Annotated in this window: 20 protein-coding genes; 6 read left to right on the top strand and 14 right to left on the bottom strand. The window is 46.4% G+C overall.

The window, feature by feature from the left end:
• Positions 1 to 317: 317 nt before the first annotated feature.
• From cas6f to oxyR, 10 genes are all read right to left on the bottom strand, one after another.
• A complete protein-coding gene (cas6f, locus tag BMZ28_RS15860; RefSeq protein WP_074824693.1) occupies positions 318 to 956 on the bottom strand; it encodes a type I-F CRISPR-associated endoribonuclease Cas6/Csy4 in 639 nt (212 codons plus the stop codon).
• Positions 957 to 965: 9 nt separating this feature from the next.
• The gene (gene csy3 / locus BMZ28_RS15855) at positions 966 to 2,009 is read right to left on the bottom strand and encodes a type I-F CRISPR-associated protein Csy3 (RefSeq protein ID WP_074824690.1); all 1,044 of its coding nucleotides are present in this window, start codon (positions 2,007 to 2,009) and stop codon (positions 966 to 968) included.
• Between the two features lie 11 nt (positions 2,010 to 2,020).
• Positions 2,021 to 2,914, bottom strand: a complete 894-nt coding sequence (csy2, locus tag BMZ28_RS15850) for a type I-F CRISPR-associated protein Csy2 (RefSeq protein ID WP_047782207.1) — start codon at positions 2,912 to 2,914, stop codon at positions 2,021 to 2,023.
• Positions 2,911 to 4,188: a type I-F CRISPR-associated protein Csy1 gene (locus BMZ28_RS15845; RefSeq protein WP_083399707.1), complete on the bottom strand. Its 1,278-nt coding sequence runs from the start codon at positions 4,186 to 4,188 to the stop codon at positions 2,911 to 2,913. Before BMZ28_RS15845 ends, csy2 begins: the two co-directional genes overlap by 4 nt.
• Positions 4,188 to 7,562 (bottom strand): type I-F CRISPR-associated helicase Cas3f, encoded by a 3,375-nt coding sequence (gene cas3f / locus BMZ28_RS15840; RefSeq protein WP_074824687.1) that lies wholly within the window; start codon positions 7,560 to 7,562, stop codon positions 4,188 to 4,190. The genes BMZ28_RS15845 and cas3f overlap by 1 nt, the downstream gene beginning before the upstream one ends.
• Positions 7,559 to 8,548, bottom strand: a complete 990-nt coding sequence (gene cas1f, locus BMZ28_RS15835; RefSeq protein WP_074824680.1) for a type I-F CRISPR-associated endonuclease Cas1f — start codon at positions 8,546 to 8,548, stop codon at positions 7,559 to 7,561. The genes cas3f and cas1f overlap by 4 nt, the downstream gene beginning before the upstream one ends.
• Positions 8,549 to 8,667: 119 nt before the next feature.
• Positions 8,668 to 9,504 (bottom strand): BrxR family transcriptional regulator, encoded by an 837-nt coding sequence (locus BMZ28_RS15830; RefSeq protein WP_486813316.1) that lies wholly within the window; start codon positions 9,502 to 9,504, stop codon positions 8,668 to 8,670.
• A gap of 210 nt (positions 9,505 to 9,714) precedes the next feature.
• A complete protein-coding gene (locus BMZ28_RS15825) occupies positions 9,715 to 10,089 on the bottom strand; it encodes a YijD family membrane protein (protein WP_047782212.1) in 375 nt (124 codons plus the stop codon).
• Positions 10,090 to 10,107: 18 nt separating this feature from the next.
• The gene (gene fabR, locus BMZ28_RS15820; protein ID WP_047782810.1) at positions 10,108 to 10,743 is read right to left on the bottom strand and encodes an HTH-type transcriptional repressor FabR; all 636 of its coding nucleotides are present in this window, start codon (positions 10,741 to 10,743) and stop codon (positions 10,108 to 10,110) included.
• A gap of 152 nt (positions 10,744 to 10,895) precedes the next feature.
• A complete protein-coding gene (gene oxyR, locus BMZ28_RS15815) occupies positions 10,896 to 11,813 on the bottom strand; it encodes a DNA-binding transcriptional regulator OxyR (RefSeq protein ID WP_047782213.1) in 918 nt (305 codons plus the stop codon).
• Between the two features lie 159 nt (positions 11,814 to 11,972).
• Between oxyR and BMZ28_RS15810 the strand changes: the two genes are divergently transcribed.
• The 4 genes from BMZ28_RS15810 (at position 11,973) to BMZ28_RS15795 (ending at position 15,978) form a co-directional block, all read left to right on the top strand.
• Positions 11,973 to 12,704: a glutathione peroxidase gene (locus tag BMZ28_RS15810; RefSeq protein ID WP_074824677.1), complete on the top strand. Its 732-nt coding sequence runs from the start codon at positions 11,973 to 11,975 to the stop codon at positions 12,702 to 12,704.
• A 110-nt stretch (positions 12,705 to 12,814) separates the two neighbouring features.
• Positions 12,815 to 14,263: a dihydrolipoyl dehydrogenase gene (locus BMZ28_RS15805; protein WP_074824675.1), complete on the top strand. Its 1,449-nt coding sequence runs from the start codon at positions 12,815 to 12,817 to the stop codon at positions 14,261 to 14,263.
• A 178-nt stretch (positions 14,264 to 14,441) separates the two neighbouring features.
• Positions 14,442 to 15,050, top strand: coding sequence for a hypothetical protein (locus BMZ28_RS15800; RefSeq protein WP_074824674.1), 609 nt, complete (start codon positions 14,442 to 14,444; stop codon positions 15,048 to 15,050).
• A gap of 358 nt (positions 15,051 to 15,408) precedes the next feature.
• Positions 15,409 to 15,978, top strand: coding sequence for an Ail/Lom family outer membrane beta-barrel protein (locus BMZ28_RS15795; RefSeq protein ID WP_047782217.1), 570 nt, complete (start codon positions 15,409 to 15,411; stop codon positions 15,976 to 15,978).
• An 84-nt stretch (positions 15,979 to 16,062) separates the two neighbouring features.
• Here the strand turns inward: BMZ28_RS15795 and argH are convergent, their stop codons facing one another.
• The 4 genes from argH to argC form a co-directional block, all read right to left on the bottom strand.
• On the bottom strand, positions 16,063 to 17,439 hold the full coding sequence (gene argH, locus BMZ28_RS15790; protein ID WP_074824673.1) for an argininosuccinate lyase: 1,377 nt from the start codon (positions 17,437 to 17,439) through the stop codon (positions 16,063 to 16,065).
• Between the two features lie 216 nt (positions 17,440 to 17,655).
• Positions 17,656 to 18,873, bottom strand: a complete 1,218-nt coding sequence (locus tag BMZ28_RS15785) for an argininosuccinate synthase (RefSeq protein ID WP_074824671.1) — start codon at positions 18,871 to 18,873, stop codon at positions 17,656 to 17,658.
• Positions 18,874 to 18,961: 88 nt separating this feature from the next.
• A complete protein-coding gene (gene argB / locus BMZ28_RS15780; RefSeq protein ID WP_047782220.1) occupies positions 18,962 to 19,735 on the bottom strand; it encodes an acetylglutamate kinase in 774 nt (257 codons plus the stop codon).
• 12 nt (positions 19,736 to 19,747) lie between these two features.
• Complete coding sequence (gene argC, locus BMZ28_RS15775; RefSeq protein WP_074824669.1) at positions 19,748 to 20,752, bottom strand: N-acetyl-gamma-glutamyl-phosphate reductase; 1,005 nt, start codon at positions 20,750 to 20,752, stop codon at positions 19,748 to 19,750.
• 175 nt (positions 20,753 to 20,927) lie between these two features.
• Here argC and argE point away from each other — a divergent pair, with 175 nt between their 5' ends.
• Both argE and ppc read left to right on the top strand, forming a co-directional pair.
• Positions 20,928 to 22,082 (top strand): acetylornithine deacetylase, encoded by a 1,155-nt coding sequence (gene argE / locus BMZ28_RS15770; RefSeq protein WP_074824666.1) that lies wholly within the window; start codon positions 20,928 to 20,930, stop codon positions 22,080 to 22,082.
• Positions 22,083 to 22,324: 242 nt separating this feature from the next.
• Entirely contained in the window at positions 22,325 to 24,961 is a 2,637-nt protein-coding gene (gene ppc / locus BMZ28_RS15765; RefSeq protein WP_074824664.1) for a phosphoenolpyruvate carboxylase, read from the top strand.
• Positions 24,962 to 25,267 lie beyond the last annotated feature (306 nt).

The raw sequence follows: 25,267 nt of genomic DNA, 5'->3' as shown, positions 1-25,267 counted from the left end.
CGGGATACCAAGATTTCTAAGCTGCCTGTACGGCAGTGAACTAAAGCAGATACTTACTGTAGTGAATCCCTCTTTTCTAAGCTGCCTGTACGGCAGTGAACGGGAAACGCAGAAAGGATAAGGGAATATTATGTTTCTAAGCTGCCTGTACGGCAGTGAACAATAGAATAAATCAATAAAAATAAGTTACAACAAGCAGTTAGGATAAAAATCGCACTTTTACCTTGTTAAAAACCGCGCATTGCAACCCATTGTATTTAAATAATATTTTTAAAGAGCAAAAATAAAGGGTAAAAACTTACCCTTTATACCTGAGTTTAAAAGTGCGGCACGGTGGCAAATGCTGGCTTACCACTCGCCTTAGCACTCAAGCCATAACAATCAAACACCCCATCCAACGATGCACTTTGCGGATGCATCTCAATAAACAGCGGGAACTTGCTGTTTTTATCTGGCGAGCGCTGCTTGGTTTGCTGGCTATGCAAGTAAATAAACGGCAAGCGACATAGATCGGTCGGTTTACTTTTTTCAAGCTCAATTAAGCATTCTGCCAGCGATTTACCCGATTTAGCTGCCCACAATGCCGATTTTTGCTGCATATCGCGCTCAATCCGCTCTGGCGATTTCACCTGTTTACGCACAAAGCTCACGTAGGTGACATCACTGGGTACGGGTTTTATCCCTTTGATATGCACATAGTCTTTCAGGCGAGCCAGCCATTGGTTAATGGCTATTTTTTCCAGTGTCGCTTGCTCTTTAGCAAACAGCCGCAACTTACTGCCGAGTGGAAATTGCGCTTGGCGATAATCAGGAAAGCCAACCGCAACGGCAGACTGATTCGTATCCACTTTGTGCTCAACGAGGGCAATGTGTACTTGTTGAAAGACATTTTGCCAAAGAAAACCCAGCGAGATATCCGCATCCGGCAGTAAGGTAATTTCTTGGTAGTAGTTCATCACCGCCACCTACTTATCGCTTTCGCCAAATACCCCACCGCGCACTAGCACAGCCACCAAGTAATGTTCATCTTCTTCACGCGCTAAGGCTTCGCCACGCGCCCACTTGTCAAAGAAAGTGTAAAAATCCTGCTTGTCTTTCGGGGTACGGAACGCTTTACCTAAATTGGTGACCGCGCCATAAGGCTCAATAGCAATCGCTCCTGCACTTTGTTCTTCTGAAACGTATTCCGGGTACCAAGTATCAATCGAACGCAGCGCGTTACCGATTTTTTGTGAGTGCATCGCTGCATGTTCATTGACCGCATAGAGAATTTTACTTTTCTTGGTTTTACTATTGCCTTTATCCAGCACTAACTCTTCACTTGGATAGACTTCTTGCGCTTTACCGACTTTGGCATAGCAATCAATTTGTAGCATCAGGTGACCGGATTCACTGGCCAGCGCCTGAGCAATGCGATCCGCCAAGCTATTGATCTGTGCATCGTTATGCTCAAAGTGACGAGTGCTGAACTGTTTGGCATCAAACGTCCAAGTTTGCTCTGCCCCTTTGTTGAGCGCTTTGACTTGCACTTCAATTTCCTCAGCACCAACTCGGTTACGCCATAAGAAACGTGCATTCGCAAGGTTGGTGGCGTAACGTTTTGCCAGCTCCAGGCAGCCATGTTTGGCAATGTACTGCCCAACGGCGGCACTATAGCTCTGTTTAAACAGCGCATTATTGCAAGCCGAAGGCTGAGCTAAACCACCTAATACTTTTAGGGTGAAATGCAGTTTAAGAGTGTCTTGGTCTTGCCCTAACGCACAAGCATCAACACGTTGTAAATTTGGACTTTCAACTTTTGCATCGAGTTTTGCTGGGTCTTTTGTGAACTCCCCAACATCTTTCTTATTAAAACGATTGGAAATAGTGCCGCGTACCGATTTTTCTTGCAGTGCTAACGGCGTTGTTTGTTCTTTAGTCTCCCAGTTGGTACCAAATAGATAGCCATCCGATGGAACTAATTTTTTTTCAAATGCTAATACAGATGCGGTGTCGTTATTTTTAGCCATGAGGTTGTTCCTTATTGATGTTCGTTGATAGCGTTAACTTGCTGACAAAGGTAAAGATCGTTTTCTAAATCGTTGTGGTAGTGCCAAAGCATGTCGTCGAGATGCTGAATTTTGTGCGCCATGACAAATTCACCGAGTGTAACTACGCTTTCGGCAAAGCGGTGCGGCACAGAAGGATCGCGCTGATTTTTCGCCTCACCTAATGGCGAAATGCCCTGAAAACCAGTTGCGATCGGTACAATCCAGCCACTGGCTTTACGCTGGCTGCGCCAGATAACGCTTCCATCTTCAAGCTGCTCACAACGGTGGTTAACGGTGAGATAACTGAGAAGCGCATCTAATGCATCAGAACCTTGCGCCATCGCCTCAGTCATTAAATCGCGTCGTTCGATCAGCACATAACCGGGCATTAACTTGCGCAGCAATGCTCTGGTTTCTTGTGGGTTATCAATATCGACGGATTGATTAAGTGGTCGATGCATGCTCAGTACATCGCCCCCCGCTACTTTCATGGTGGCGATCACCGCTTGCAACTGCTCGGCAAAGTCCGCGTGCTGTACTTGATCCTCATTACCACCCCACTCAATCACTAATGAGACGTCTAAGTGACAGCGTGCTTCTTCTATAAATGCCGAGCGTGAGCCATCTTTGTCGAGTGGGTTCCCAGTACCAATAATCGAATGGACAAAATCCCCCTCACCTTTGTGAGTTTGTACATCACACCGATGGCTGACGACCGCTGCGCTGTGCAGCATTAACTCTGGCAAGCCTGCTTGGTTCAATTTGCGTTCTAAAGCATGGACAAAGCCTAACCATGCAGTCATGGCCGGAAAGCCAATGGTAAAAGAGCTCGACAGGGCATTGGCGTTGTGAATATTAATATGCGGCAAAATCAGCACATTCATCGTAAGTTCTCCTTATTGCTGGAAACAACTTTCTCGATTGCCAGTAGTTCTTGGTCGGCCAGCAAGACAGGATTGGCAATAACTTTGCTGCGGCTGTAATGGAGGATTAAGCTGCGTGCAATTTGCCGAGTGATTTTATCGAGCCACTCATCCTCTTGCTCTCGCTGCTGCTCAAACTCAGGGTAAAGCCAGATTTTTTGCTCTTGCAGTAATTCGTCTGGCAGTTCACCCTGATACTCGGCTAGAAACAGACGTACTTGCCACATTTTTTCAATCACCAGATCAACGTATTGCTGAATACGGTAGTCGCGCCCCTCACGAATATGGATATTGTTGTAATCGGTAATAAACAGACGATGTAGTGATTCCAACACCTCTTTGGATTGCCAAGCAGTAAAACTCTCTTTGAAAAAATCAGTTTTCGGTAGCCGGATATCTCTGGGTTTTAGATCTGGCGGAATGGAAGCGAGTAAATGCGCTTTCCCCGCATTTTGGTTGTTAAGTACGCTGATGTTTTGAGGCTTTGTACCACCGAACCCAATGGTGGTTAGACCGAATATTTCTTGGTAACCCGTCGGATGAAAGTGATTAGATTTTTTGCACTCTCTTACCTTTTTCACTTCTTCGCCAAATCGAAGTGCATCAAGCCGCTTACGCAGTTCAAAAAGATGGCCTGAATGCGTCAATAACGACAGTAAATGATATTCACCATCGGCTATCGGAAAATAAACCTGCTTAATCTTCGAGCTTGAAACAGAGTCTTGATCGGTATTGATCATTTTTAAAAAACCGTCGCGTAGAGTCTGGTAATCACAGGTTGGCACATTCAGTAACTGGCGCGCTAACTCACTCTCTTGCTCAATATGCACGAGTAAAGAACGTTGATCGCTCATCGCCAAACTCAGGAACTTGTACACATCTAAAGCCGCAGCGTTTCCGAGTGCATCTGGTTCCACGCTCACATTGCCGGAGTGAAGAAAGCCATCGGTTCGCGGTTTATTCTTGGCAATAATCGAGGAAACATAACCATTTTTATTTTTCCGAGCACTTGGATGGCTGAATGTACAGGGATGTGAGGCAACTGAGATTTGCCCGGCCCTTCTTGCTGCATCGGGGAGCCAATTGACTAACAAAAAGTTTTGCTCACATTCCTGTTGTTTTTCGTACACTTCTGATGCTTGCATTGCTGCACTAATGTTCTTCTTAAGCCAAGCCTCTTTGCGCTCAGCAAAAAAGGTGGCTATTGCTGGATCTAACACGCTAATCTCCTCCATTATTTCACCTTAACCAACCCTAGCTGGTCGTTGTAGCTATATTGCTGATTGCCTTCACGGTAGATAAAACTGATTTCTCCGTATCGCACTGACGTAGCAAACTCCTGCTCGGCACTTGAACTGTATTGTCCAATCAGCTCGCAGTAATCACGTTGTAACCAGAGTTTCTGCTGTTGCTCAGGCGCAAGCGGCTGATGCTGAATATTCAAAACTCGCTCAATCGGGCATAAACCGCCCTGCTCTTCTCGCAAACAAAACTCAATGCTGCGCGTTTTTTTGACTAAGTAGATCTGCACGGTTGGCTCACTTTTTCGAAAACGTTTGAAGTATTGCGGCAATGCAGTAAGCCACCAGTAGCCATGAAGATGACCGTGTAAATGCTCACTCCAATAAGGATGAGGCTGTCTGTCACGGCGGTTGCGGCTGTATCTCTCCTGACGGCTGGCAGTGGTTACCTCTGGTTTGCCAATCTGATCGGTACCGAGTGTTTTTGCAGTAGCAAAATGCTCTAAATCCGCCAATTTTTTTTGTGGCTCTAAAGTCGTTCGCTTTTGAATGCGGGCAATGGCATTGACCGATTGCAGTAGCGTTTTTTCATCGACCAACTGTGTTAAATCATGAGTGACTAGCTGGGTCGTTCGGTCCGTTTCATAGCCTGGGTGGTTAAATACACGCTCTTCCCCCCCTTTAAAGCCTTTGACGTTGTACTGCAATAACCCAATGTTGGGCGCAATAATTTCCCCGTCACGATGCCTGCGCACACGACCTGCCATTTGGATAATAGAACGGTAAGAAGATGGCTCAATCACAGCCCAATCAAAGTCATGATCACGCCCCACCTCTTCCACAGGCGTAGCCACCAGAATAAAAATCAGATTTTTCGCACCACAAGTATCCAAATGGCCGCGAATCGTAGGATGGGCAAAGGCAGCCGGTAATTCCCCCGCTTTTTCTTTGCGCTTGAGAACCTCGTCAAGATGCTTTTCTTGCTCATGGCGCAGCAGCAACACTTGCTGACTGTGATAAGCCATACAACGAACTTCCGTATCTTCTGGCCAGTCAGAACTGAGTAAATGCTTGGTTAATTCCACGCAGGGCTGAATGTTGGCCACCCGCACCACACCAAAAGAAACCTGCGTTTGGCTTTCGGGATCTAAGGTGAAATAGTGCTGGTGCTTATCCAAAACTGCTTGTTTTACCGTTTCAAAATACTGCTTCTCAAGTGGTAAACCTGGCTGTTTGAGGCAGGGAATAATCTCGGCTTTGCGTTTAGCGGTTTGCTGCTTAAGCTTCTCGACTCGCTTAATAATAAAGCCTTGTTGAAAGGCTTGGTAGGCGTCTAAGTTTTCATCGCTGCTGCCCACCAACTCGGTATGCGCAGTAAATTCATCGACATAAACACAATTAATGCTGGTGGTTCGGTCACGGCTAGCCGCAAAAACCGCCCAGCCTTGGCGATAAGCATTATACAAACCGAGCGCCAAATCCGGCGGAATGGTTGCAGAGGAAATCATCACTTTTCGCCCTAACATGCCGGCTAAGTGGACTAAGCGACCAATCGCAATCAGATCGTCTTCCGTAAAGTCATCGATTTCATCAATCACCAAGTCCGACGACATTAAGCGTAAACAAGGCAAAATATAACGCCCACCCCGTTTGGTTTCGGTGGCCGCCATAATATGATCAATGGTACAAGCCAATACCGGTGCATACAGCAGCTTGCGATCTTTTTCCTTGGTTAAAACTGTGGTGAGCTCTTCTTTGGGTAATTCACCTTGCCAGTGGAGTTCATCTGTCTCTTCTTGCAAACTTTCCATCGACTCGGAGCCAAGCTCCGCTTGATTCAGTTCAATTTCCTCTTTATCAACTTGCTTGCCCGACTGGTGCAACTCATAAATCGCTTTAGAGCCAATTAACACCGCAATATCGCTGTCTTGCAATTTAAGCCGCTGCTTATATTCATCGCCGGTTTGCAAGGTAAGAGTACGTAGACCAAGCGCGAGAATAAAACGCAGACTTTCACCATCCTCCGAGAGCGCTTGCATGATTTTGGCGTTAGCCATGGTTTTTCCGCAGCCGGTGCTCGCCATGTTCACCACAAAATAGCCTTGGCTTTTATCTTCGGTATGCTCGCGCCACTCGATAATTTTGCGCACCGCTTTGTCTTGCCAACGGAACGCTTTGGGTGTGCAGGCCTTCGGTGCTAGCTCGGTGAGTTCGGTCGCTTTAAGTGGCTCAGATTCAAAAAACGGCAGCAATTTCACTGTATTCACGGTCACTTTGGCGACATTGACTAAATGCTCATCCAGCTTTTGTTTGAGTGCTTTGGTACTGGGATCGGTGTTAGCGTATAACTCGCTGGAACTGTGCCACTGTGGATCATTGGCTTGTGAAGAGTAATAGTGATCGCCAAGCATCAAGCACAGCCGAGCATGGTGCAAAATCACGCGCCAGCTGCCATCATTCATCGCCTGCTCTAACAAAGGTAGATGATGCAATAAATCTTTCGCACGATGCTTAAGCTCAGCAAGCCAAGTTTGGGCGTTAGAAAGTAGTCCCAACGGAAATTCAAAGCATTTGGGAAGCAGCGAGTTGTACTCGTCGAAGCGGTTTTCATAACCCCAAGATGGAGTTATTTTAGCCAGTAAATCGGCAAGCGAGGCATTACTATTCTCTCGTTGAGCCTTACAGAGTTCTTGCTCTTTAGGCAAAGGCAGCCTGTGATGAGAAACAATCAGCCAAGCTATCAGCGCTGCTGCGGAAGGTAACTCGGCAAGCGCTTTCTCTCTTAATAAAGAGTTGGAGTTAAAGCTCGGCTCATCAATGCCTTGATTAATCAGCGAGTTCAACCAAGCTCGATCGTGATTTTCGTTAGTGTGGTTCGTAACAAACTGATGAAACAGCAGACAAGATACCCATTCATGGCGCAATGGATCACCTTTATACTTGGTTTTAATTTCTGGGTTTAATTTTGCCTGAAACAGTAAAGAAGATTTACCCCAATCGTGTAGCAAAGCAGCCATGGCGGCGAGGGCTTTAATCAGTGGCAAATATTTCCAGTCACTTTCATATTCGCTGTTGAGCAAATCTTTCTCGGTGCTATTCACCGGTACCACACCCTCCGCATTAAATTTCTTTTTGTTACCCACCACCCATAAAAACTGGCTGCGGGAGCGAGAGCGGATCCAGTGGCAACTAACGGCGGTGCTGCGGCTGGCGGTTTGACGCAGCATTTTTTTCACCGTTAACAATCCTTCTTCGGTGATCAGGGTTTGCCAAGTGTTATCGCCAATCCGATTGGCGAAAGCATCCAACACCCGACGGGTTTTCTTCAATGCGTTTTTCTCACATTGAGATATGAAAGTGACCATCATAACGGTCGATCCTCGCTCTCTTCTTCGCTTTGGCCTTGTAGCGCGACGCGTTTCACTGTGTCAAACATAAAGTCAAGTGCTTTATGTTCAATAAAGGCTTGCAGGATTTGCTGGCGGAACTCTTGTTCGCTGGCATTTTCTTTAGCACAAACAAAGGCCCACGGCAGCACGATAGCGTCTTTGATTAAGTCGGCCACATCAAACACCAAAGCACCGCGCCGGGTTTTACCGTGCATCACCGCCAAACCGTGCGGAATGCCCAATACCCATAAACAACTGGCGGCAAGGCCATAAGCTAAGTAGTTACCGTGGTTTAAAAAGCCGTTGGCTTTGTCAGTGCATTTTTTGTCGGGTTGATGCTGGCGAGAAAAGCCCTCTTTGCCTGTGTTGTTGGCCGCGTATTTGTATAAGGCTTTGGTCAGTTGTGCTTCTGTGAGTAGTAAATCGGATTGTTTGCTGGCTGCATCGGTGCGTTGGTGAAAGGTATCAAGTGATTGTTTGATGACCTCATCCTGAACATTGAACTTTTCCAGGGCGAGCTCACGGTCCGAGCTCCACACTTGTTGTAAGTACTCTATCCGCGCGTTTTGAAATTGTTTCGCGGCGGCTAAGCGTTTTTCATCATCAAACCAAAAAGAGAGCCAGCCTTGCAGGTATTCGGTCGGGCGATATTCGCTTTGCGGCGTGAACCATTCTACTTCGGTCGCCATGTGCAGTGGTGTTCCACCACCGCCACAAAAACCCACCAGCACACCCGCCTGTGAGAGCATGCGCATCGCCGCTTGAGTGATTGAGGTGCCATTACCCATCATAAGAACCGTGGTGTTAGCAATCGGGATATTGAAGTAGAGGTTTTCTTTGTCTGCTTCGGTTAAATACAGTACGCGGCCATCTTTTTGCATCACACGGCAATACTCGAGATAGTACATATTGGCGCGCTTTGAATGCAGGATCACTTTGAGATCTGAGGGGGATAAATCGTCCATTGCTTACTCCATTCCTGGCGGTGCGGTTATGCATCTACTTTATGTGCTTGTGTACAAAGCTCAATCCTGCACATTTATTCAGGTAAAATAACTTTACCTGAACGCGGTTTATCTTCGCATTAACGATCAAATAACCATGGTTTGACGTCACGTGGGTTGAGCAAAATCAGTTGCTGGGCTTCTGGGGTGCCTTCGAGATATTGGGTCTTGACTTGCATCTCTTTCAGTAGGTAATCAACTAAAGCAGCACGGGTGGTAATGTGCAGTTGCCCGTTATCCATTTGGTAGTCATGGACGATCACTTCCCTTTGCGCCTCATTCAAACGAGGATCGGGGGCAAAGATCAAATCCACCTGTGTATTCCAAACCTGATCATCGTCCTTGGTGTGCTCGGAAGCATCGAGCAATTCAGCTTCTCCACGACAACGGCTCAGCACCAAATCTCGGTAGTCCTGCGATTTTTCGCAGTAACCACGCATATGCCAACGTAAGCCCGTTTTGATAAAGGAGTGAGGGTGAAAAATTCGCCCTTGCCACTCGGGATTAGACAGTGAGACATACCCCAGTTCGACGCGTTTCTGCTGGCGAATAGCATCGGTTAAAACGGCAATGACTTGTGGAGAAACATAGCGCTGTGGGACGGAGCACTGCTCCCCCAATACAGAATTGAGTGCTGGCTGAGGCGCATAGAATTGACCTGTGCTCAACCATTGTAAGTAATGCTCTAGTGAGTGTTTTGGTGCTTGATATATATATTGAGCGCTAAATTGATATGGCCCTGAGGCCATTTTATTTAACCGTTCAGGATAACGCTCTTGGTAAGCTCGAATATCCTGATAAGCCTGTTGGCGAGTAATGACAAACTGATCGACGAGATCCTTGTTGCGGATATACCCTTGCCAAAGAGCAAGCATCTCTAGGAAAAGGTGTCGCTCTTGAAGGGTGTGAATGGTCAAATTCAATCCGCCTATCGATTAAAAATACGCCTAGATTAGCATAATCAATAAGATTGGTTCGTGATTGTGTCTACAATCCACTGCTCTCAAGAATGAATCTTTTTTGGGTATGGAATGACATGTAATTATCCCATATAAAAAGCCCCAATATTATTGGGGCTAATGACATTTTAATTATCTGACTATTGTTATTATTTTAGATCAACAACCTTAATCTGTTTGGCTGGCGACTTTGTGACGGGCAGTAATATTCAGCTTATAACCAATCCAGAACACCAGTGCGACACAAATCACGGTTAACAGGAAATTAGACCCCATCCCGGCATACTCTGCACGAATAACTGCACTGTACAGAAAGATCCCCAACAAGAAACAGGATGCCGCTAACATTGGCGTCCCTGCTGGCATTGGATGAGTAACATAACGCTGATGCAAACAATAAATAGAAAAACCCAGTGCGATTAATGGAAATATCGAAAACGCAATCACTGAGTCAAACAATGCATTAAACGATCCATTAACAGATAAACCGGCGATAAACGCCAATAACAGTATTCCATATTCTTTATTTACTTGTTCTGTCATTGATATTCCTCCTTTTATCTAGAGTGAAATGGGCACTACACCCTTCTCCTGTTCACGACGATACCAATAATATACGCCTTTGGAAATCATCCGTAGCTGTAAGACTAAACGTTCTTCCAACTGTTTACGTTGGGCTGCGTCAATATCCAGCGCTTCCGCACCGGCACTGAATACAATGGTTACCATGGCTTCAGCTTGCGCCTCAGAAAAGCTACGTGGCATCTGATTTGCCAGTTCGAGATAATCCGCCAGTTCCGCAATAAAGTGCTGAATCTCCCGAGCAACCGCGGCGCGAAATGCAGCGGAAGTACCTGAACGCTCCCGTAATAGCAGCCGAAACGCGTTGGGATTATCACCAATAAATTCCATAAATGTGGAGACGGAAGTACGAATAACACTCCCACCTTTGGCGATTCTCTGGCGAGCCTGACGCATCAGTTGACGTAGCATCAGACCACTTTCATCCACCATAGTTAAACCCAGCTCGTCAACATCACGAAAATGACGATAGAAAGAGGTAGGGGCAATACCCGCCTCACGAGCCACTTCTCTTAAGCTTAAGCTAGCAAAACTCCGCTCAGCACTTAACTGGCTGAAGGCCGCCTCTATCAATGAACGACGGGTACGCTCTTTCTGTTGGGCTCTGACGCCTATCACATCTTAATCCTTACCTATCAATCCACTGACCGAATATACATGACCAGCATTTAGAATGATTAATCATAAACTGCTTTAAAATTTGCTGACCAAGAAACAAATCAAGAACGTTTGCTTTAACCAATGTTTATCCGCTAACGGACGATAGATTAACTCGTTCTCTTTTGCTCAGAATCAATCACGCCCGGCATATGTCCGGCAATAGTGTCAGCTAGTTGCTCATAACGCGCTCGCAATGGTGACCCCGGACGATAAACTAAACCAATGGTTCTTTTTGGCTCTGGCTTATAGCAAGGCAGATAATAGATCCCATCCCGTTCACGTTCCGGTGGCGCAGCCAGTAAAGGCAGCAATGTAATACCGCTGGCAGCAGCAACCATGTTGCGTAACGTTTCCAGGCTGGTTGCCCGAAAATGCGAATCCTCATCAGCACCGGCCTGAAAACAGAAACCTAATGCCTGATCGCGTAAACAGTGGCCGTCTTCCAACATCAGCAACTTCTCACCGGCGAGTTCAGACATCATAATTTTGTCTCGGCCTGCCCAAGGGTGATCGGAATAAATCGCTAAACGCATTGGCTCATCATAAAGTGGAATTTCAATAAAAGACTCGGTCTCTTTTACCAGTGCCAAGATGGCACAATCCAGCTTTCCGCTGTCCAACTGCGCGAGTAGATCTTTCGTCTGAGCTTCATGAAGATACATTTCCAACTTAGGAAACTCTTGATGCAGCATAGGAATAATGTGGGGCAATAAATAGGGAGCAACCGTGGGAATCAAGCCAATATGCAATGGCCCAGACATGGTTTCACCCTGCTGGCTAGCCATCTCTTTTAATACTTTCACTTCTCGTAATACGGTTTTGGCCTGATCAACCAGCAGCATACCCGCCTGAGTGAACAAAACCTTACGGCTGGTTCGCTCAAGTAACATAACGCCTAATTCGTCTTCCAGTTTACGAATCTGTCCACTTAACGTTGGCTGGCTCACATGACACGAGTCCGCTGCACGTCGGAAGTGACAGTGTTCAGAGAGTGCAACAAGGTACTCCAAATCGCGAATATTCATAGCTCAATCCTTTAATTTAAGATAGTTCGTGTCAATAGATAAGATAGCGACTAACGATTATACCTATTAATCGGCTCAATGGATAATCATCAACAACAAAAATATGACGCTAGCAGTAAAAATTAGCACGCACACACAAATTGCATAAGAGGTTAAAACATGTTCAGTACTCAAGAAGGCCAGAAAGTACCTAATACCGTTTTCCATACCCGTCAGGGAGATCAGTGGATTGATATCAGTACTGAAGAATTATTCGCTAACAAAACCGTGATTGTGTTCTCCCTACCGGGCGCATTCACTCCGACCTGTTCTTCCAGCCATCTGCCTCGTTACAACGAGCTGGCGCCGGTATTCAAACAATACGGTGTTGATAGTGTGTTATGCGTTTCCGTCAACGATACCTTCGTGATGAATGCCTGGAAATCAGAACAACACGCCGAAAACATTACCTTTATTCCTGACGGTAATGGTGAGTTCACCAAAGGCATGAATATGTTGGTTGAGAAAGCCGATTTAGGATTTGGCCCTCGCTCATGGCGCTATTCCATGCTGATACGTAATGGCGTGATTGAAAAAATGTTTGTTGAGCCAAACAAGCCAGGCGACCCGTTTGAAGTCTCTGATGCCGACACCATGCTGAAATATTTGGCACCGGACTGCAAACTACAAGAATCGATTTCCCTGATGACTAAACCTGGCTGTCCATACTGTGCTAAAGCCAAACAAATGCTGCAAGAGCGTGGCCTACAGTATGAAGAGATCATTTTAGGCACCGATGCAACCACTGTTAGCCTGCGTGCGATTACTGGCCGTTCAACGGTTCCACAAATCTATATCGGCGGACAGCATATTGGCGGCAGCGATGATTTAGAAAAATATTTCGCCGCCTAATAAGACCAACAGAACGTATTTTGATTTTTTAAGCCACCATAATTTTAAAGTTAGCCAATGGTAAGTTTTGGCGGACTCCGGTCCGCCTTTTTTTATTCAGGAGTCAAAGGATGAAAGTATTACAGGTTGATGTTGCCGTGATTGGCGGCGGCACCGCAGGATTAGGCGCTTACCGTGCAGCAAAACGATTAACGCCCAATGTGGTCATGATTGAAGGTGGCCCATATGGAACAACCTGTGCCAGAGTTGGCTGTATGCCTTCAAAGCTATTAATTGCTGCGGCTGAAGCAGTACACCATATAGACATGGCGCCTGGATTTGGTATTCACCCACAGGGTGAAACCAGGATTGACGGCCGCGAAGTAATGAGTCGAGTTAAGCGCGAACGCGATCGTTTTGTTGGCTTTGTTCTGGAAGGCGTCGGGGAAATTCCTCAGCAGGATAAAATTAGCGGCTACGCCCGGTTTATCGATGACAATATGCTACAGGTTGACGAGCACACACGAATTCAGGCAAAGCGTATTGTGATTGCCACTGGTTCACGCCCAAGCTGGCCGGCACCATGGAACTCTCTGGGCGATCGTTTAATCATTAATGATGATGTTTTCAACTGGGACGATCTGCCGAAGTCGGTAGCGGTATTTGGCCCTGGCGTTATTGGTTTAGAGCTGGGTCAGGCGCTGCACCGTTTAGGGGTTAAAGTCACGATGTTTGGTGTCGGTGGTGCCGTCGGCCCGCTGACGGATGGAGCTATTCGCCAATATGCCGCGAATACGCTAAATCAAGAGTTCTATCTCGATCCAGATGCCAAAGTCGAGCTAATGGAACGCAGAGACGATAGCGTGTTTATCCGCTATCAAGATAAAGGCGGTCATCCGCAAGAAATTACCGTTGATTACGTGTTGGCCGCCACAGGTCGCCGTCCTAACGTCGATAAAATTGGTCTGGAAAACACCTCTCTTGAACTTGATGATCGTGGTGTACCTATTGCCGATCGTCTTACGATGCAAACCAATCTCCCACATATTTTTATTGCCGGAGACGCCAGCAATCAACTGCCACTGCTTCATGAAGCCAGCGATCAGGCGCGCATTGCCGGCGAAAATGCGGGGTCATATCCTGAGATATCGCCCGGTTTACGTCGCAGCTCAATTTCCGTGGTGTTCTCCGATCCACAGATCGCCATGGTTGGCTCAACCTATCGGGAACTGAATCAAAAGTTCAGCGCCTGCGGCTGTTTTGAAATTGGCGAAGTCTCTTTTGAAAATCAGGGACGTTCACGAGTGATGCTACGCAATAAAGGCCTGCTGCACGTTTATGGGGAACAAGGTACCGGTCGTTTTCTTGGTGCCGAAATGATGGGGCCAAATGTTGAGCATATCGCTCATCTGTTAGCTTGGGCGCATCAACAGCAAATGACCATTCCTCAGATGCTGGATATGCCCTTCTATCACCCAGTGATTGAAGAGGGTTTAAGAACGGCATTACGCGATCTGAATGCTAAATTGAGACTGGGCAATGATGAAATAGAGCGCTGTCAGCGTTGTCCTGGGGATTAAAATACCCGTTGCATATCTAACATAATACTTAAAAGCAGCCTGATTTATTTCTGGCTGCTTTTTTCTTTAAAAGACGGTATAAACTAATCTGCTCGACTCTTCATTGGCATTCAACAACAGGCCTATACGGAAATTAACTGAATAAAAAATAGCGTGTCATTCATTAGAGGGAACTATTATGGCAGAAATGAAGTTTTTCCTACTCTCAGCCTTGGTGATTTTTGCCACATTTATGGGGTTTCATGCGCCCTTATTCTATGTTGTCTTTATGTTCATCTTATATCCAGTCTATATCTCGATCAGAACCGAAAGCCTAAGAAAAAGTGGAAAATTACTCATTGAGTCCAAAAAGAACCAGTGGATATTCTATATGCAGGGTATACCGGTTAAAGAAGCGATAAACAGCTTACATAATATACATGCCCCATCAGAAAACGAGCTGGGTTCAATATTTAATAGAATGCTTAACGCGAAATTACTCGTTCTGTTCACTCTGCTGGCGATTACTTGCCATAACTTTTATACCTACTTTATCCTTGGGCAGATACCTGTATTTTTTAATAATATATGGCTTATTATCGCAACTCTTCTGATCGGTCTTCTCTTTACCGTATTTATCGTCCAAAAAATACGCGGCTGTATAAAAACAAAACAACTTATAAACAAAAAAACATGGATTATTAGTTGCCATGAGAATCATGGTATTGACTACTATTCGGCTTATCACATAATCACGGAAAAGAATGAGGTTTCTTATTCGCCATTCTTGTCTACCATACTAAAGTAATACTTCTTTTAGTGAACAGGATATCAGTACTGGTTTTAAGTTATTTTACAAACTGTAATGGGTCCCACTTAAAAAGTAAGGTTAATTAAAAAATAGCAGTAGTATTTTCACCTATTACTAACATTCAAATCATTACTTATCGTTTATTTCTTCTGAATACATTGAAATAACACTCCTTAAACTATCTAAGTAAGAAGTCACAAATAAAATTCAATAATCAATATCCCAGATTAAATTATATCTGTGCAAATAAACAAAAATATAAATAATCATTTATTTAAACACGCTTACTCCCTATAATCCCCGCGCTGTATTTTTATAATTTATATTTAAAATTTAAATTAGGGATAATCTTTTAATGAAAAAAATTCTTCTGGCTTCTATTATTTCTTTAAGCGTATGTGGCATGGTTAATGCCGGAGAACATACGGTGACTTTAGGCTATGCGCAAAGTAAAGTTCAGGACTTTGATGATATTAACGGCGTTAACGTAAAATATCGCTATGAGTGGGATTCTCCTCTAAGCATTATTTCATCCTTCACTTATATGAAGGGCGATAAAGATATGAGCTATCGTGCATATAGAGATATTATAAAAACCAAGGCCGAAGTAAAATATTATTCCATCTCCGCTGGTCCAGCCTACCGTTTTAATGACTTCGTTAGTATCTATGGCTTAATGGGCGTCAATGTTAACGATGTGGACTATTCCAGCAAATGGTATAACGCTGACAGTAGCTCTTATTCTTATAGTGGCACGCTGCACAGTAGCCAAACTAAATCTACCTTGATGTATGGTGCAGGCTTACAGATTAACCCAGTGACTAATCTGGCAATTGATGTTGGTTACGAAGGGTCCCGAATGGATGTAGACGGTAAAAACTATTCAATCAACGGCTTCAACGTTGGCTTAGGCTACCGTTTCTAATTTCATATTAAGTCACCCTCAATAAAACCAAAGCCCATAAATAGATTCACTATTTATGGGCTTATTTATTTTCGTCGTGACAAATTAAATGTCCAGACGTACTTTTGCCGCATTAATCGCACTGGCAACCTGCTCAGGGTTCACGCCACCTTTAGCACAGCGCTTTTCCAGACAGGACTTCAGCGATAAAGCAGGATAAACATCTTGGTCAATCGCCGCATTAAACTGCTGTAGCTGAGCCAATGAAAGTTCTTCTAAAGCTTTACCCTGTTTAATCGCTTCTAATACCGCAGAACCAACAATATGGTGGGCTTCACGGAATGGAATACCTTTAGCCACCAAATAATCCGCCAATTCAGTGGCGTTGGCATATCCTTGCTGAGCCGCTTCCTGACAGCGAGGACGTTTTACCTGAATACCATCAAGCACCAGCACCGCCATATGCAGGCAGTCTAGCCAAGTATCAAGCGCATCAAAAATGCCCTCTTTGTCTTCCTGCATATCTTTATTGTACGCCAGAGGTAAGCCTTTAAGGGTCATTAACATACCGCTAAGCGCCCCCTGAACGCGGCCACATTTGCCACGAATTAATTCCAGCGCATCAGGGTTTTTCTTTTGCGGCATCAGGGATGAACCAGAAGTCACCCGATCGGAAAGTTCAACAAATCCAGACTCACCACTGTTAAAGAAGATCAGATCTTCAGCAAAGCGCGATAGATGCACCATACTAATGGATGCATCAGACAGCAATTCCAGCACGTGATCGCGATCGGATACGCTATCCAAACTGTTACGCGTTGCCGAACTAAAGCCTAACCAACCCGCCAGTTGATCCCGGTCAATTGGATAAGCGGTTCCTGCCAACGCACCGCAGCCCAACGGGCTGGTATCCATACGCTTTAACGCATCCTGTAAACGGCTTTCATCACGAGCCAACATTTCGGTATAGGCTAAACACCAGTGAGCAAACGTCACTGGCTGAGCGCGTTGTAGATGGGTATAGCCCGGCATAACTGCATCTTGATTCTGCTCGGCAGTGAGCACCAGCGCCTGCTGTAACTCTTTCACCGCATGCAGCAGTTGCTCCACTTCCATTTTGCACCATAACTTCAGGTCAGTAGCTACCTGATCGTTACGGCTACGGCCGGTATGCAGCTTTTTACCCAAATCACCGACTTTACCAATCAGCTTCTGTTCGACCCAACTATGGATATCTTCCGCATCACTGGCAACAATGGCTCCCGGTTCTGCACGCACTTCAATCAATAGCTGGTCTAACGCTTTTTCTAATTGTTGTTGTTCTTCAGCGCTTAACACACCCACGGTTACCAGTGCTTTAGACCATGCGACAGAACCAATAATATCTTGCTCCGCCAGACGATAATCAAAACGCAGTGAATCATTAAACTGCTTAAAACGCTGGTCTGCCGCTTGACTGAACCTGCCACCCCACAATGCCATACCCTTTACTCCTGAAAATCAGGGCAATAACAACCACCCTGGATTGATAACAACGAATGATATTAACTGGTTTCTGGACTCTACCTCGAAAAACAAAATAATGATGTTATCGGGTAAAATACATTGCGCTTAATAAAATAAGGGGCAATACCTTCATCGCCCCTCATGCTCTGTTAGCAAGAATAACGCCTTGAACTCAAAACGTTAAACGGTTTATCACTTCTTCAGTTCATTCAGCGCACGAATCCGACCTGAAAGTGAGAACAGACGGATAAAGCCACCTGCATGACTGTGATCGTAAACTTCATCTTCCCCGAATGTAGCAAACTCTTCGGAATACAGGCTACTAGATGATTGCTTCTGGATCGCCGTGGCCTGTCCTTTATACAGTTTCACCACCACCTCACCGTTAACATCTTCAGCCAGCGACTCTGCCGCAGCCTGAATGGATTTACGTAACGGAGCGAACCAACGACCATCATAAACCACATAGGACATTTCCAGCCCCAGTTGCTCACGCCACTTGAAGCTGTCACGATCGAGCACCAGCTGCTCAACGCCACGCAGCGCCGTTACCATAATGGTGCCCCCCGGCGTTTCATAACAGCCACGGGATTTAATCCCTACCAGACGGTTCTCAACAATATCAATACGGCCTACGCCATGTTTGGCACCCAATTCATTCAGGGCTTCCAGACATTGGAACGGACTCATGGCTTTGCCGTTCACCGCAGTGACTTTACCCTTTTCTACCTTAACCGTAACCAGTTCAGGCTGATCTGGTGCGTCTTCCGGCGAAACGGTCCATACCCAACAATCTTGGTTAGAGGCGTTCCACGGAGTTTCCAATACGCCACCTTCGGTGGAGATATGCCATGCGTTTTCATCACGACTGTAGATTTTTTCCAGCGAGGCCGTGGTCGGAATATTGCGCTCTTTCAGGTAATCTAGCAGGGCTTCCCGGGAACGTAAGTTCCACTCACGCCATGGTGCCACCACTTTCAGGTGCGGAGCCAAAGCCGCATAAGTGGTTTCAAAACGCACCTGATCGTTACCTTTACCCGTCGCACCATGACACACCGCATCCGCACCCAATTTCAGCGCCAGCTCAACCTGAGCCTTAGCAATGATTGGACGCGCCATGGAAGTACCCAGCAAATAGCTACCTTCATACAAAGCGCCGGTTTGCAGTACCGGATAAACATAGTCACGAATAAACTCTTCACGCAAATCGACCACATAGCACGAAGATGCGCCAGAGCTCAGCGCTTTTTGTTCTACGCCTTCAAGGTCAGAACGTTCCTGTCCAATATCGGCAACAAAAGCCACCACTTCACAGTCGCCGTAGTTCTCTTTTAGCCATGGAATAATGGCTGATGTATCCAGGCCGCCGGAGTAGGCTAATACAATTTTCTTAATACCGTTGTTATTCATCACGATTTCCTTGATTGCTAAGTCTTAATTCAGTTACTGAATAGTTGTTGAGAAAAAATATCTGCACATTTAATCAATCGATGGCCCGCTACGCTAATATGCGTGTCCCAACGGGCATCCCATTAAACAATGCGGGTAATTGGTCGGCATTACGCCAACTGGCAATATCAACCGGGCGCCCTAAAGCGCGGGCGGCATCCAAAGCCGCATTAACTTTCACGATCATGCCATCGGTAATAATGCCTTGCTCTATCAGCTTTTCGGCCTTTTCGGCACTCATTTCAGCGATACGCTGACCTTTACCGTCCAAAATACCGCTAACGTCAGAAAGCAGAACCAAATCCGCTCCCAGCGTTGCGGCTAATGCTGTCGCAGCCTGATCGGCATTCACGTTCATCAGCACACCTTCTGGTGTAATGCCAATGGAGCTAACAATCGGCAAATAGCCGCCTGCTAATAGGGTTTCAATCAGTTTTTTACTGCCCGCTTTAGCTTCGCCCACGTGGCCTAAATCATCAGACAGTTGTTTGACAGAGACCATATCACCGTCGGCCAAACACAGGCCAATCGCATCAATCTGGTATTTTTTAGCTGCCGCCATCAGGGTTTTGTTCGCCGTACCGGCCAAAGCGCCGGTGATGGTGCCAATCTGATCTTGCGGTGTGACACGTAGTCCATTGCGGCGAACTACTGGCAGCGCCAGCTTTTTCATTAGCTCATCCACCAAACAGCCACCGCCATGAACAATAATCAGGTCACGCTGATGCTTTTGCTTATAACCAGCAAGGGCAACAAACAGGCGTTCCATGGCTTCGTCACTGTCTAACAGAGCACCACCAAGTTTAATAATTAATGGATTCATCCTTTCTTCTCCCTAGAGCAAGGATTGGGTTTCATGGAAGCCACAGCGTATATTCATACACTGAACGGCCTGAGCTGCCGCGCCTTTCAATAAATTATCTTCAGCGGCCACCACGATAATGTGTTGTCCATCAACGGCAAAGCCAATATCACAGAATGGTTGTCCAATAACCGATTTTAGCGCCGGAAGCCCTTTTTCATAGACCCGAACCAGCGGTTTATTGTGATAAGCGTTGAAAAATGCAGTTTTAATATCGGCTTCAGTCACGCCCGGTTTTAAACGGCAAGTAATCGTCGCCAAAATACCGCGCGGGAAGTTGCCTAAATGCGGTGTAAAAATCACCGGTATACCAAGATGTGCGACAATCTCTGGTTGATGGCGATGGGTGAATACACCATAAGGCTGTAGGCTCACTTCGCAAAAACTGGTTGTCATACTGGCTTTACGCCCGGCACCGCTCACGCCACTCACCGCATTAATCACCGGCCACTGTTGCTGATCTAAACAACCAGCCTCAACCAGTGGTTTAAGGGCCAGCTGCGATGCTGTCGGATAGCAACCGGCTACCGCAACCAACTGAGCCTGTTTAATATTTTCACTTTGCCACTCAGCCAAGCCATACACTGCCTGCTTTAACAGATCCTGATGCTGATGGCTAAAGCCATAGTATTTGGTATAAAAATCAGCATCATCGACGCGGAAAGCGCCGGACAGGTCAAACACCACACAGCCTGCGGCCAAAAATTTCGGTGCCAGATCGTGGCTCACTTCATGAGCCGTGGCGAGAAAAACCACATCAATACCTTTAGCCGCCTCAGCAACGTCGGTTAACGGCTGAAGGGGTAAATCAACCAAACCTTTAAGCTGCGGATGCAAATCTGAAAAAGTCTTTCCTGCATCGGCGCTTTGTGCCGACACCATAAGACCGGCAATATTAATTTCAGGGTGACGCCGCAGATATACAGCCAATTCTGCTCCGGTATAACCACTTGCGCCAACAATCAGTGTTTCAAGCATACAAATAGACCTGTATTTAAATGCGTACAGAGTTTGGAAACGGCAGCACGCTACGGTAAGGTGGATGAATATTGCTTAAGGTACGAAATTCTGTTCCCTTACACAATCCTTTATTGTATTTTTATGCAAAATAAATGAATTTATATTGAATTAATCACTAAGCAGGTGCCGAATTGTGAATAAAACCCTACCGTCTTTTATTGAGCTATACAGTAAACTTATCGCTATCCCCAGTATCAGTGCTACGGATGCTGCACTGGATCAAAGTAATGAATCCCTGATTAATCTACTGGCGGAATGGTTCAGCACGCTGGGGTTTAAGGTTGAAGTCCAGCCCGTTCCTGAAACGCGGAATAAATTTAATCTGCTGGCCTCTCTGGGAGAAGGCCCCGGTGGATTACTTCTCACTGGCCACACCGATACCGTGCCCTTTGATGATGGCCGATGGACTCGCGATCCTTTTACCCTAACGGAACACGACAATAAGCTTTATGGATTAGGCACCGCCGATATGAAGGGCTTCTTTGCCTTTATTCTTGATGCATTAAGAGATATCGATAAAAGCAAACTGACTAAACCACTCTATATTCTGGCAACCGCTGACGAAGAAACCTCAATGGCCGGCGCTCGCTATTTCTCCGCCACCAGCCAACTAAAACCCGATTGTGCCATTATTGGTGAGCCAACCTCTCTTCAGCCGGTTCGTGCCCATAAAGGACATATTGCCGACGCTATCCGCATTACTGGTCAGTCGGGCCACTCCAGCGATCCGTCCCGAGGAGTTAACGCCATTGAACTGATGCATGATGCTATCGGTCACCTGATGGGACTGAGAGATTCGCTGAAACAGCGTTATCACCATGACGCTTTTGCCATTCCTTATCCAACGATGAACTTCGGTCACATTCACGGTGGGGATGCACCGAATCGGATTTGCGCCTGCTGTGAATTACATATGGATATTCGACCGTTACCCGGGCTAACCCTCAACGATCTGGATGAATTAGTACATGGTGCACTGGAACCACTTAGCTCACGCTGGCCGGGTCGAGTGGCCATTGAGCACCTGCATACGCCGATTCCTGGCTATGAATGTGCCGCAGATAACCCATTGGTCAAAGTGGTGGAAAAACTGGTTGGCGCTCAGGCTGAAGTCGTCAACTATTGTACCGAAGCCCCATTTTTACAGCAGATGTGTCCAACGCTGGTATTAGGGCCGGGTTCTATTGACCAAGCTCATCAGCCGGATGAATTTCTGGCAACTTCGTTTATCCAGCCAACCCGTCAACTTTTAACGCAAGTTATTCATCATTTTTGTGCCGTTGGATAACCACCGCTGAACCATCCATCGCCGCCCAAAACAGGTATTAATTGTTAGGGCGGTAAACACCACTATTAAATTCTGAAAGTAGAATTTGTTGTTGAAATCGCGGGTTTATAAGAATTGCTTAAAGGATTCAACAAAGTTGTGGCAATACTTAATTAGTGTGATACAACTCTAAATTTGGTACGCATAAAAATAACGATCGAAAACAACACAGCATCACGCTTAACTAACCAGGCAGGGGACATATGAACGAACAATATTCAGCAATGCGAAGTAATGTCAGCATGCTTGGCACGCTTCTCGGCGATACAATCAAAGATGCGTTAGGGGAAAATATCCTCGAACAGGTCGAGACCATTCGCAAATTATCCAAGTCATCCCGGGCAGGTAACGAAGCTAACCGTCAGGCTCTGCTCTCTACCTTACAAAATCTCTCCAACGATCAATTATTGCCGGTAGCCAGAGCGTTTAATCAGTTCCTTAACTTTGCCAATACGGCAGAGCAATACCACGGCATTTCATCTCGTGGTGAGGCAGCGAATAACCCAGCGGTATTCGCCAATCTTTTTCAGCGCCTGAGAGAGAAACACATTACCGATGATGCGGTGCGTGAAGCGGTTGCTCAACTATCTATTGAGCTAGTACTCACCGCACACCCGACGGAAATTGCCCGCCGCACCATGATTCATAAGCTGGTTGAAGTGAATAACTGTCTCAGCCAGTTGGATCACAACGATTTGGCCGATTATGAGCACGACAAGATTATGCGCCGTCTGCGCCAGTTGGTTGCTCAGTCATGGCATACCGATGAAATTCGTAAAAATCGCCCAACGCCAGTTGATGAAGCCAAATGGGGATTTGCTGTCGTAGAAAACAGCCTGTGGGAAGGTGTACCTGCCTTTATGCGAGAGTTTAACGATCAGTTGGCTGACGCGTTGGACTATAAGCTACCGGTCGATGCGGTTCCTGTGCGCTTTACTTCTTGGATGGGCGGCGATCGTGACGGCAACCCTAACGTTACCGCTAAAATTACCGAACACGTGATGATCTACGGTCGCTGGAAAGCCGCTGAATTGTTCCTGAAAGATATTCAGGTACTGGTATCAGAACTTTCAATGTCTGACTGTACTCCAGAATTACGCGCCATGGCCGGTGGCGATGAAGTGCTGGAACCTTATCGTGAGCTGATGAAAAAGCTACGCGCTCAACTGATCAGCACGCATGCTTATCTCGGCGCCCGTCTAAACGGCGAACGCGTTACCTGTCCGGAAGATATCCTGATTGATAATAGCCAGTTGTGGGAACCGTTGTATGCCTGCTATCAATCACTTCAGGCCTGCGGTATGAGCATTATTGCCAATGGTCAGTTACTGGATACGCTACGTCGCATCGGTTGCTTCGGCCTGCCACTGGTACGCATTGATATTCGTCAAGAAAGTACTCGCCACAGCGATGCCTTAGCCGAGTTAACCCAATATCTGGAAATCGGTAACTACGACGAGTGGTCCGAAAAAGAGAAACAGGCATTTCTGGTAAAAGAGCTACAGTCCAGAAGACCATTGTTCCCACGGGACTGGCAACCTAGCGCCGATACTCAGGAAATTCTGGATACCTGTAAAGTGATTGCCAAAGCACCTCAAGGGTCGATTGCCGCCTATGTTATCTCCATGGCGCGTACACCGTCTGATGTGCTGGCCGTTCATTTATTATTGAAAGAAGCCGGCTGTCATTTCGCACTACCGGTCTGCCCGCTGTTTGAAACGTTGGAAGACCTGAATAACGCCAACGATGTGATGACCCAACTGCTGAATATTGACTGGTACCGCAACTTTATCGGCGGTAAGCAGATGATTATGATCGGCTATTCCGACTCATCGAAAGATGCCGGTGTATTAGCCGCCTCATGGGCGCAATATTATGCTCAGGAAGCGTTAATCAAAACCTGTGAACAGGCGGGTGTAGATCTAACGTTGTTCCACGGTCGCGGCGGTACCATTGGTCGCGGAGGGGCTCCGGCTCACGATGCGTTACTTTCTCAGCCTCCAGGCTCACTGAAAGGTGGATTACGCGTTACCGAACAGGGTGAAATGATCCGCTTTAAATTCGGTCTGCCAGAAGTGACGCTTGCCAGCCTGGCAAGCTATGCCAGTGCAATTCTGGAAGCCAATTTACTGCCACCGCCGAATCCAAAACAGGAATGGCGCGATATCATGGATGACCTGTCAGCCTTCTCCTGCAAAGAGTATCGTGACATCGTGCGGGAATCGCCAGACTTTGTGCCTTATTTCCGTTCAGCAACGCCAGAGCTTGAGCTCAGCAAACTACCGCTCGGTTCACGCCCAGCCAAACGTAAACCAAACGGCGGCGTAGAAAGCCTGCGAGCGATCCCATGGATCTTCGCCTGGACGCAAAATCGCCTGATGTTACCCGCATGGCTTGGCGCAGGTGCGGCCCTGAAACACGCTATTGATAACGGTAAGCAGCAAGAACTGGCTGAAATGTGCCGTGATTGGCCGTTCTTCAATACCCGCATCAATATGCTGGAGATGGTGTACGCCAAAGCTGACCTGTGGCTGGCGGAGTATTATGACCAGCGTCTGGTAGAGCAACAACTGTGGCATCTGGGCCAGAAGCTACGCGCTCAGTTAGCAGAAGACATTAAAGTGGTACTGCAACTAGCGAATGACCAGCTACCAATGGAGAAATCCCCATGGATTGCCGAATCTATCGCTCTGCGTAATGTTTACACCGACCCGCTAAACGTTCTTCAGGCTGAGCTACTGCACCGTTCTCGCCAACAAGAGACCGCAGATCCGCGAGTTGAACAAGCGTTGATGGTAACGATTGCCGGGATAGCTGCGGGAATGAGGAATACCGGTTAGTTTTTGCAAGGTAGCTCCATCCCTGTTAATCAAAAAATGCCGCAATATGCGGCATTTTTATTGATAACAAACCCTAAATAACCAAACGTAAACGGAAGGAGAGGGTTCTGTTGGGGTCGTAGCAGCTTTAGCTGCCGAAGCGCCCCTAAGAAGCGTAGGCCTGACGCCCGTTGAACTCAAAAACATCCCCTCTCGTCCGTGAGAGGAAGTAAATATTCCAACCTTCTTTTTACGGACGAAACATTCACTGAAATCAAATTAAATGACTTTATCTACACTCTCAATGCCGCATATTGCGGCATTTTT

It is taken from the genome of Pragia fontium DSM 5563 = ATCC 49100, assembly GCF_900112475.1.
Classification (GTDB): domain Bacteria; phylum Pseudomonadota; class Gammaproteobacteria; order Enterobacterales; family Enterobacteriaceae; genus Pragia; species Pragia fontium.
The sequence above is the reverse complement of the archived record's forward strand: the minus strand, read 5'-3'. Positions and strand labels throughout refer to the sequence as shown.

Bases quoted from the DNA above. Each gene is read 5' to 3' on its own strand.
- cas6f (WP_074824693.1), bottom strand. From the start codon at position 956: ATGAACTACTACCAAGAAATTACCTTACTGCCGGATGCGGATATCTCG.
- BMZ28_RS15795 (WP_047782217.1), top strand. From the start codon at position 15,409: ATGAAAAAAATTCTTCTGGCTTCTATTATTTCTTTAAGCGTATGTGGC.
- BMZ28_RS15845 (WP_083399707.1), bottom strand. From the start codon at position 4,188: ATGGAGGAGATTAGCGTGTTAGATCCAGCAATAGCCACCTTTTTTGCT.
- BMZ28_RS15785 (WP_074824671.1), bottom strand. From the start codon at position 18,873: ATGAATAACAACGGTATTAAGAAAATTGTATTAGCCTACTCCGGCGGC.
- BMZ28_RS15805 (WP_074824675.1), top strand. From the start codon at position 12,815: ATGAAAGTATTACAGGTTGATGTTGCCGTGATTGGCGGCGGCACCGCA.
- argH (WP_074824673.1), bottom strand. From the start codon at position 17,439: ATGGCATTGTGGGGTGGCAGGTTCAGTCAAGCGGCAGACCAGCGTTTT.
- ppc (WP_074824664.1), top strand. From the start codon at position 22,325: ATGAACGAACAATATTCAGCAATGCGAAGTAATGTCAGCATGCTTGGC.
- oxyR (WP_047782213.1), bottom strand. From the start codon at position 11,813: ATGAATATTCGCGATTTGGAGTACCTTGTTGCACTCTCTGAACACTGT.
- csy2 (WP_047782207.1), bottom strand. From the start codon at position 2,914: ATGAATGTGCTGATTTTGCCGCATATTAATATTCACAACGCCAATGCC.
- argC (WP_074824669.1), bottom strand. From the start codon at position 20,752: ATGCTTGAAACACTGATTGTTGGCGCAAGTGGTTATACCGGAGCAGAA.
- BMZ28_RS15800 (WP_074824674.1), top strand. From the start codon at position 14,442: ATGGCAGAAATGAAGTTTTTCCTACTCTCAGCCTTGGTGATTTTTGCC.
- cas1f (WP_074824680.1), bottom strand. From the start codon at position 8,548: ATGGACGATTTATCCCCCTCAGATCTCAAAGTGATCCTGCATTCAAAG.
- csy3 (WP_074824690.1), bottom strand. From the start codon at position 2,009: ATGGCTAAAAATAACGACACCGCATCTGTATTAGCATTTGAAAAAAAA.
- BMZ28_RS15825 (WP_047782212.1), bottom strand. From the start codon at position 10,089: ATGACAGAACAAGTAAATAAAGAATATGGAATACTGTTATTGGCGTTT.
- argB (WP_047782220.1), bottom strand. From the start codon at position 19,735: ATGAATCCATTAATTATTAAACTTGGTGGTGCTCTGTTAGACAGTGAC.
- cas3f (WP_074824687.1), bottom strand. From the start codon at position 7,562: ATGATGGTCACTTTCATATCTCAATGTGAGAAAAACGCATTGAAGAAA.
- BMZ28_RS15810 (WP_074824677.1), top strand. From the start codon at position 11,973: ATGTTCAGTACTCAAGAAGGCCAGAAAGTACCTAATACCGTTTTCCAT.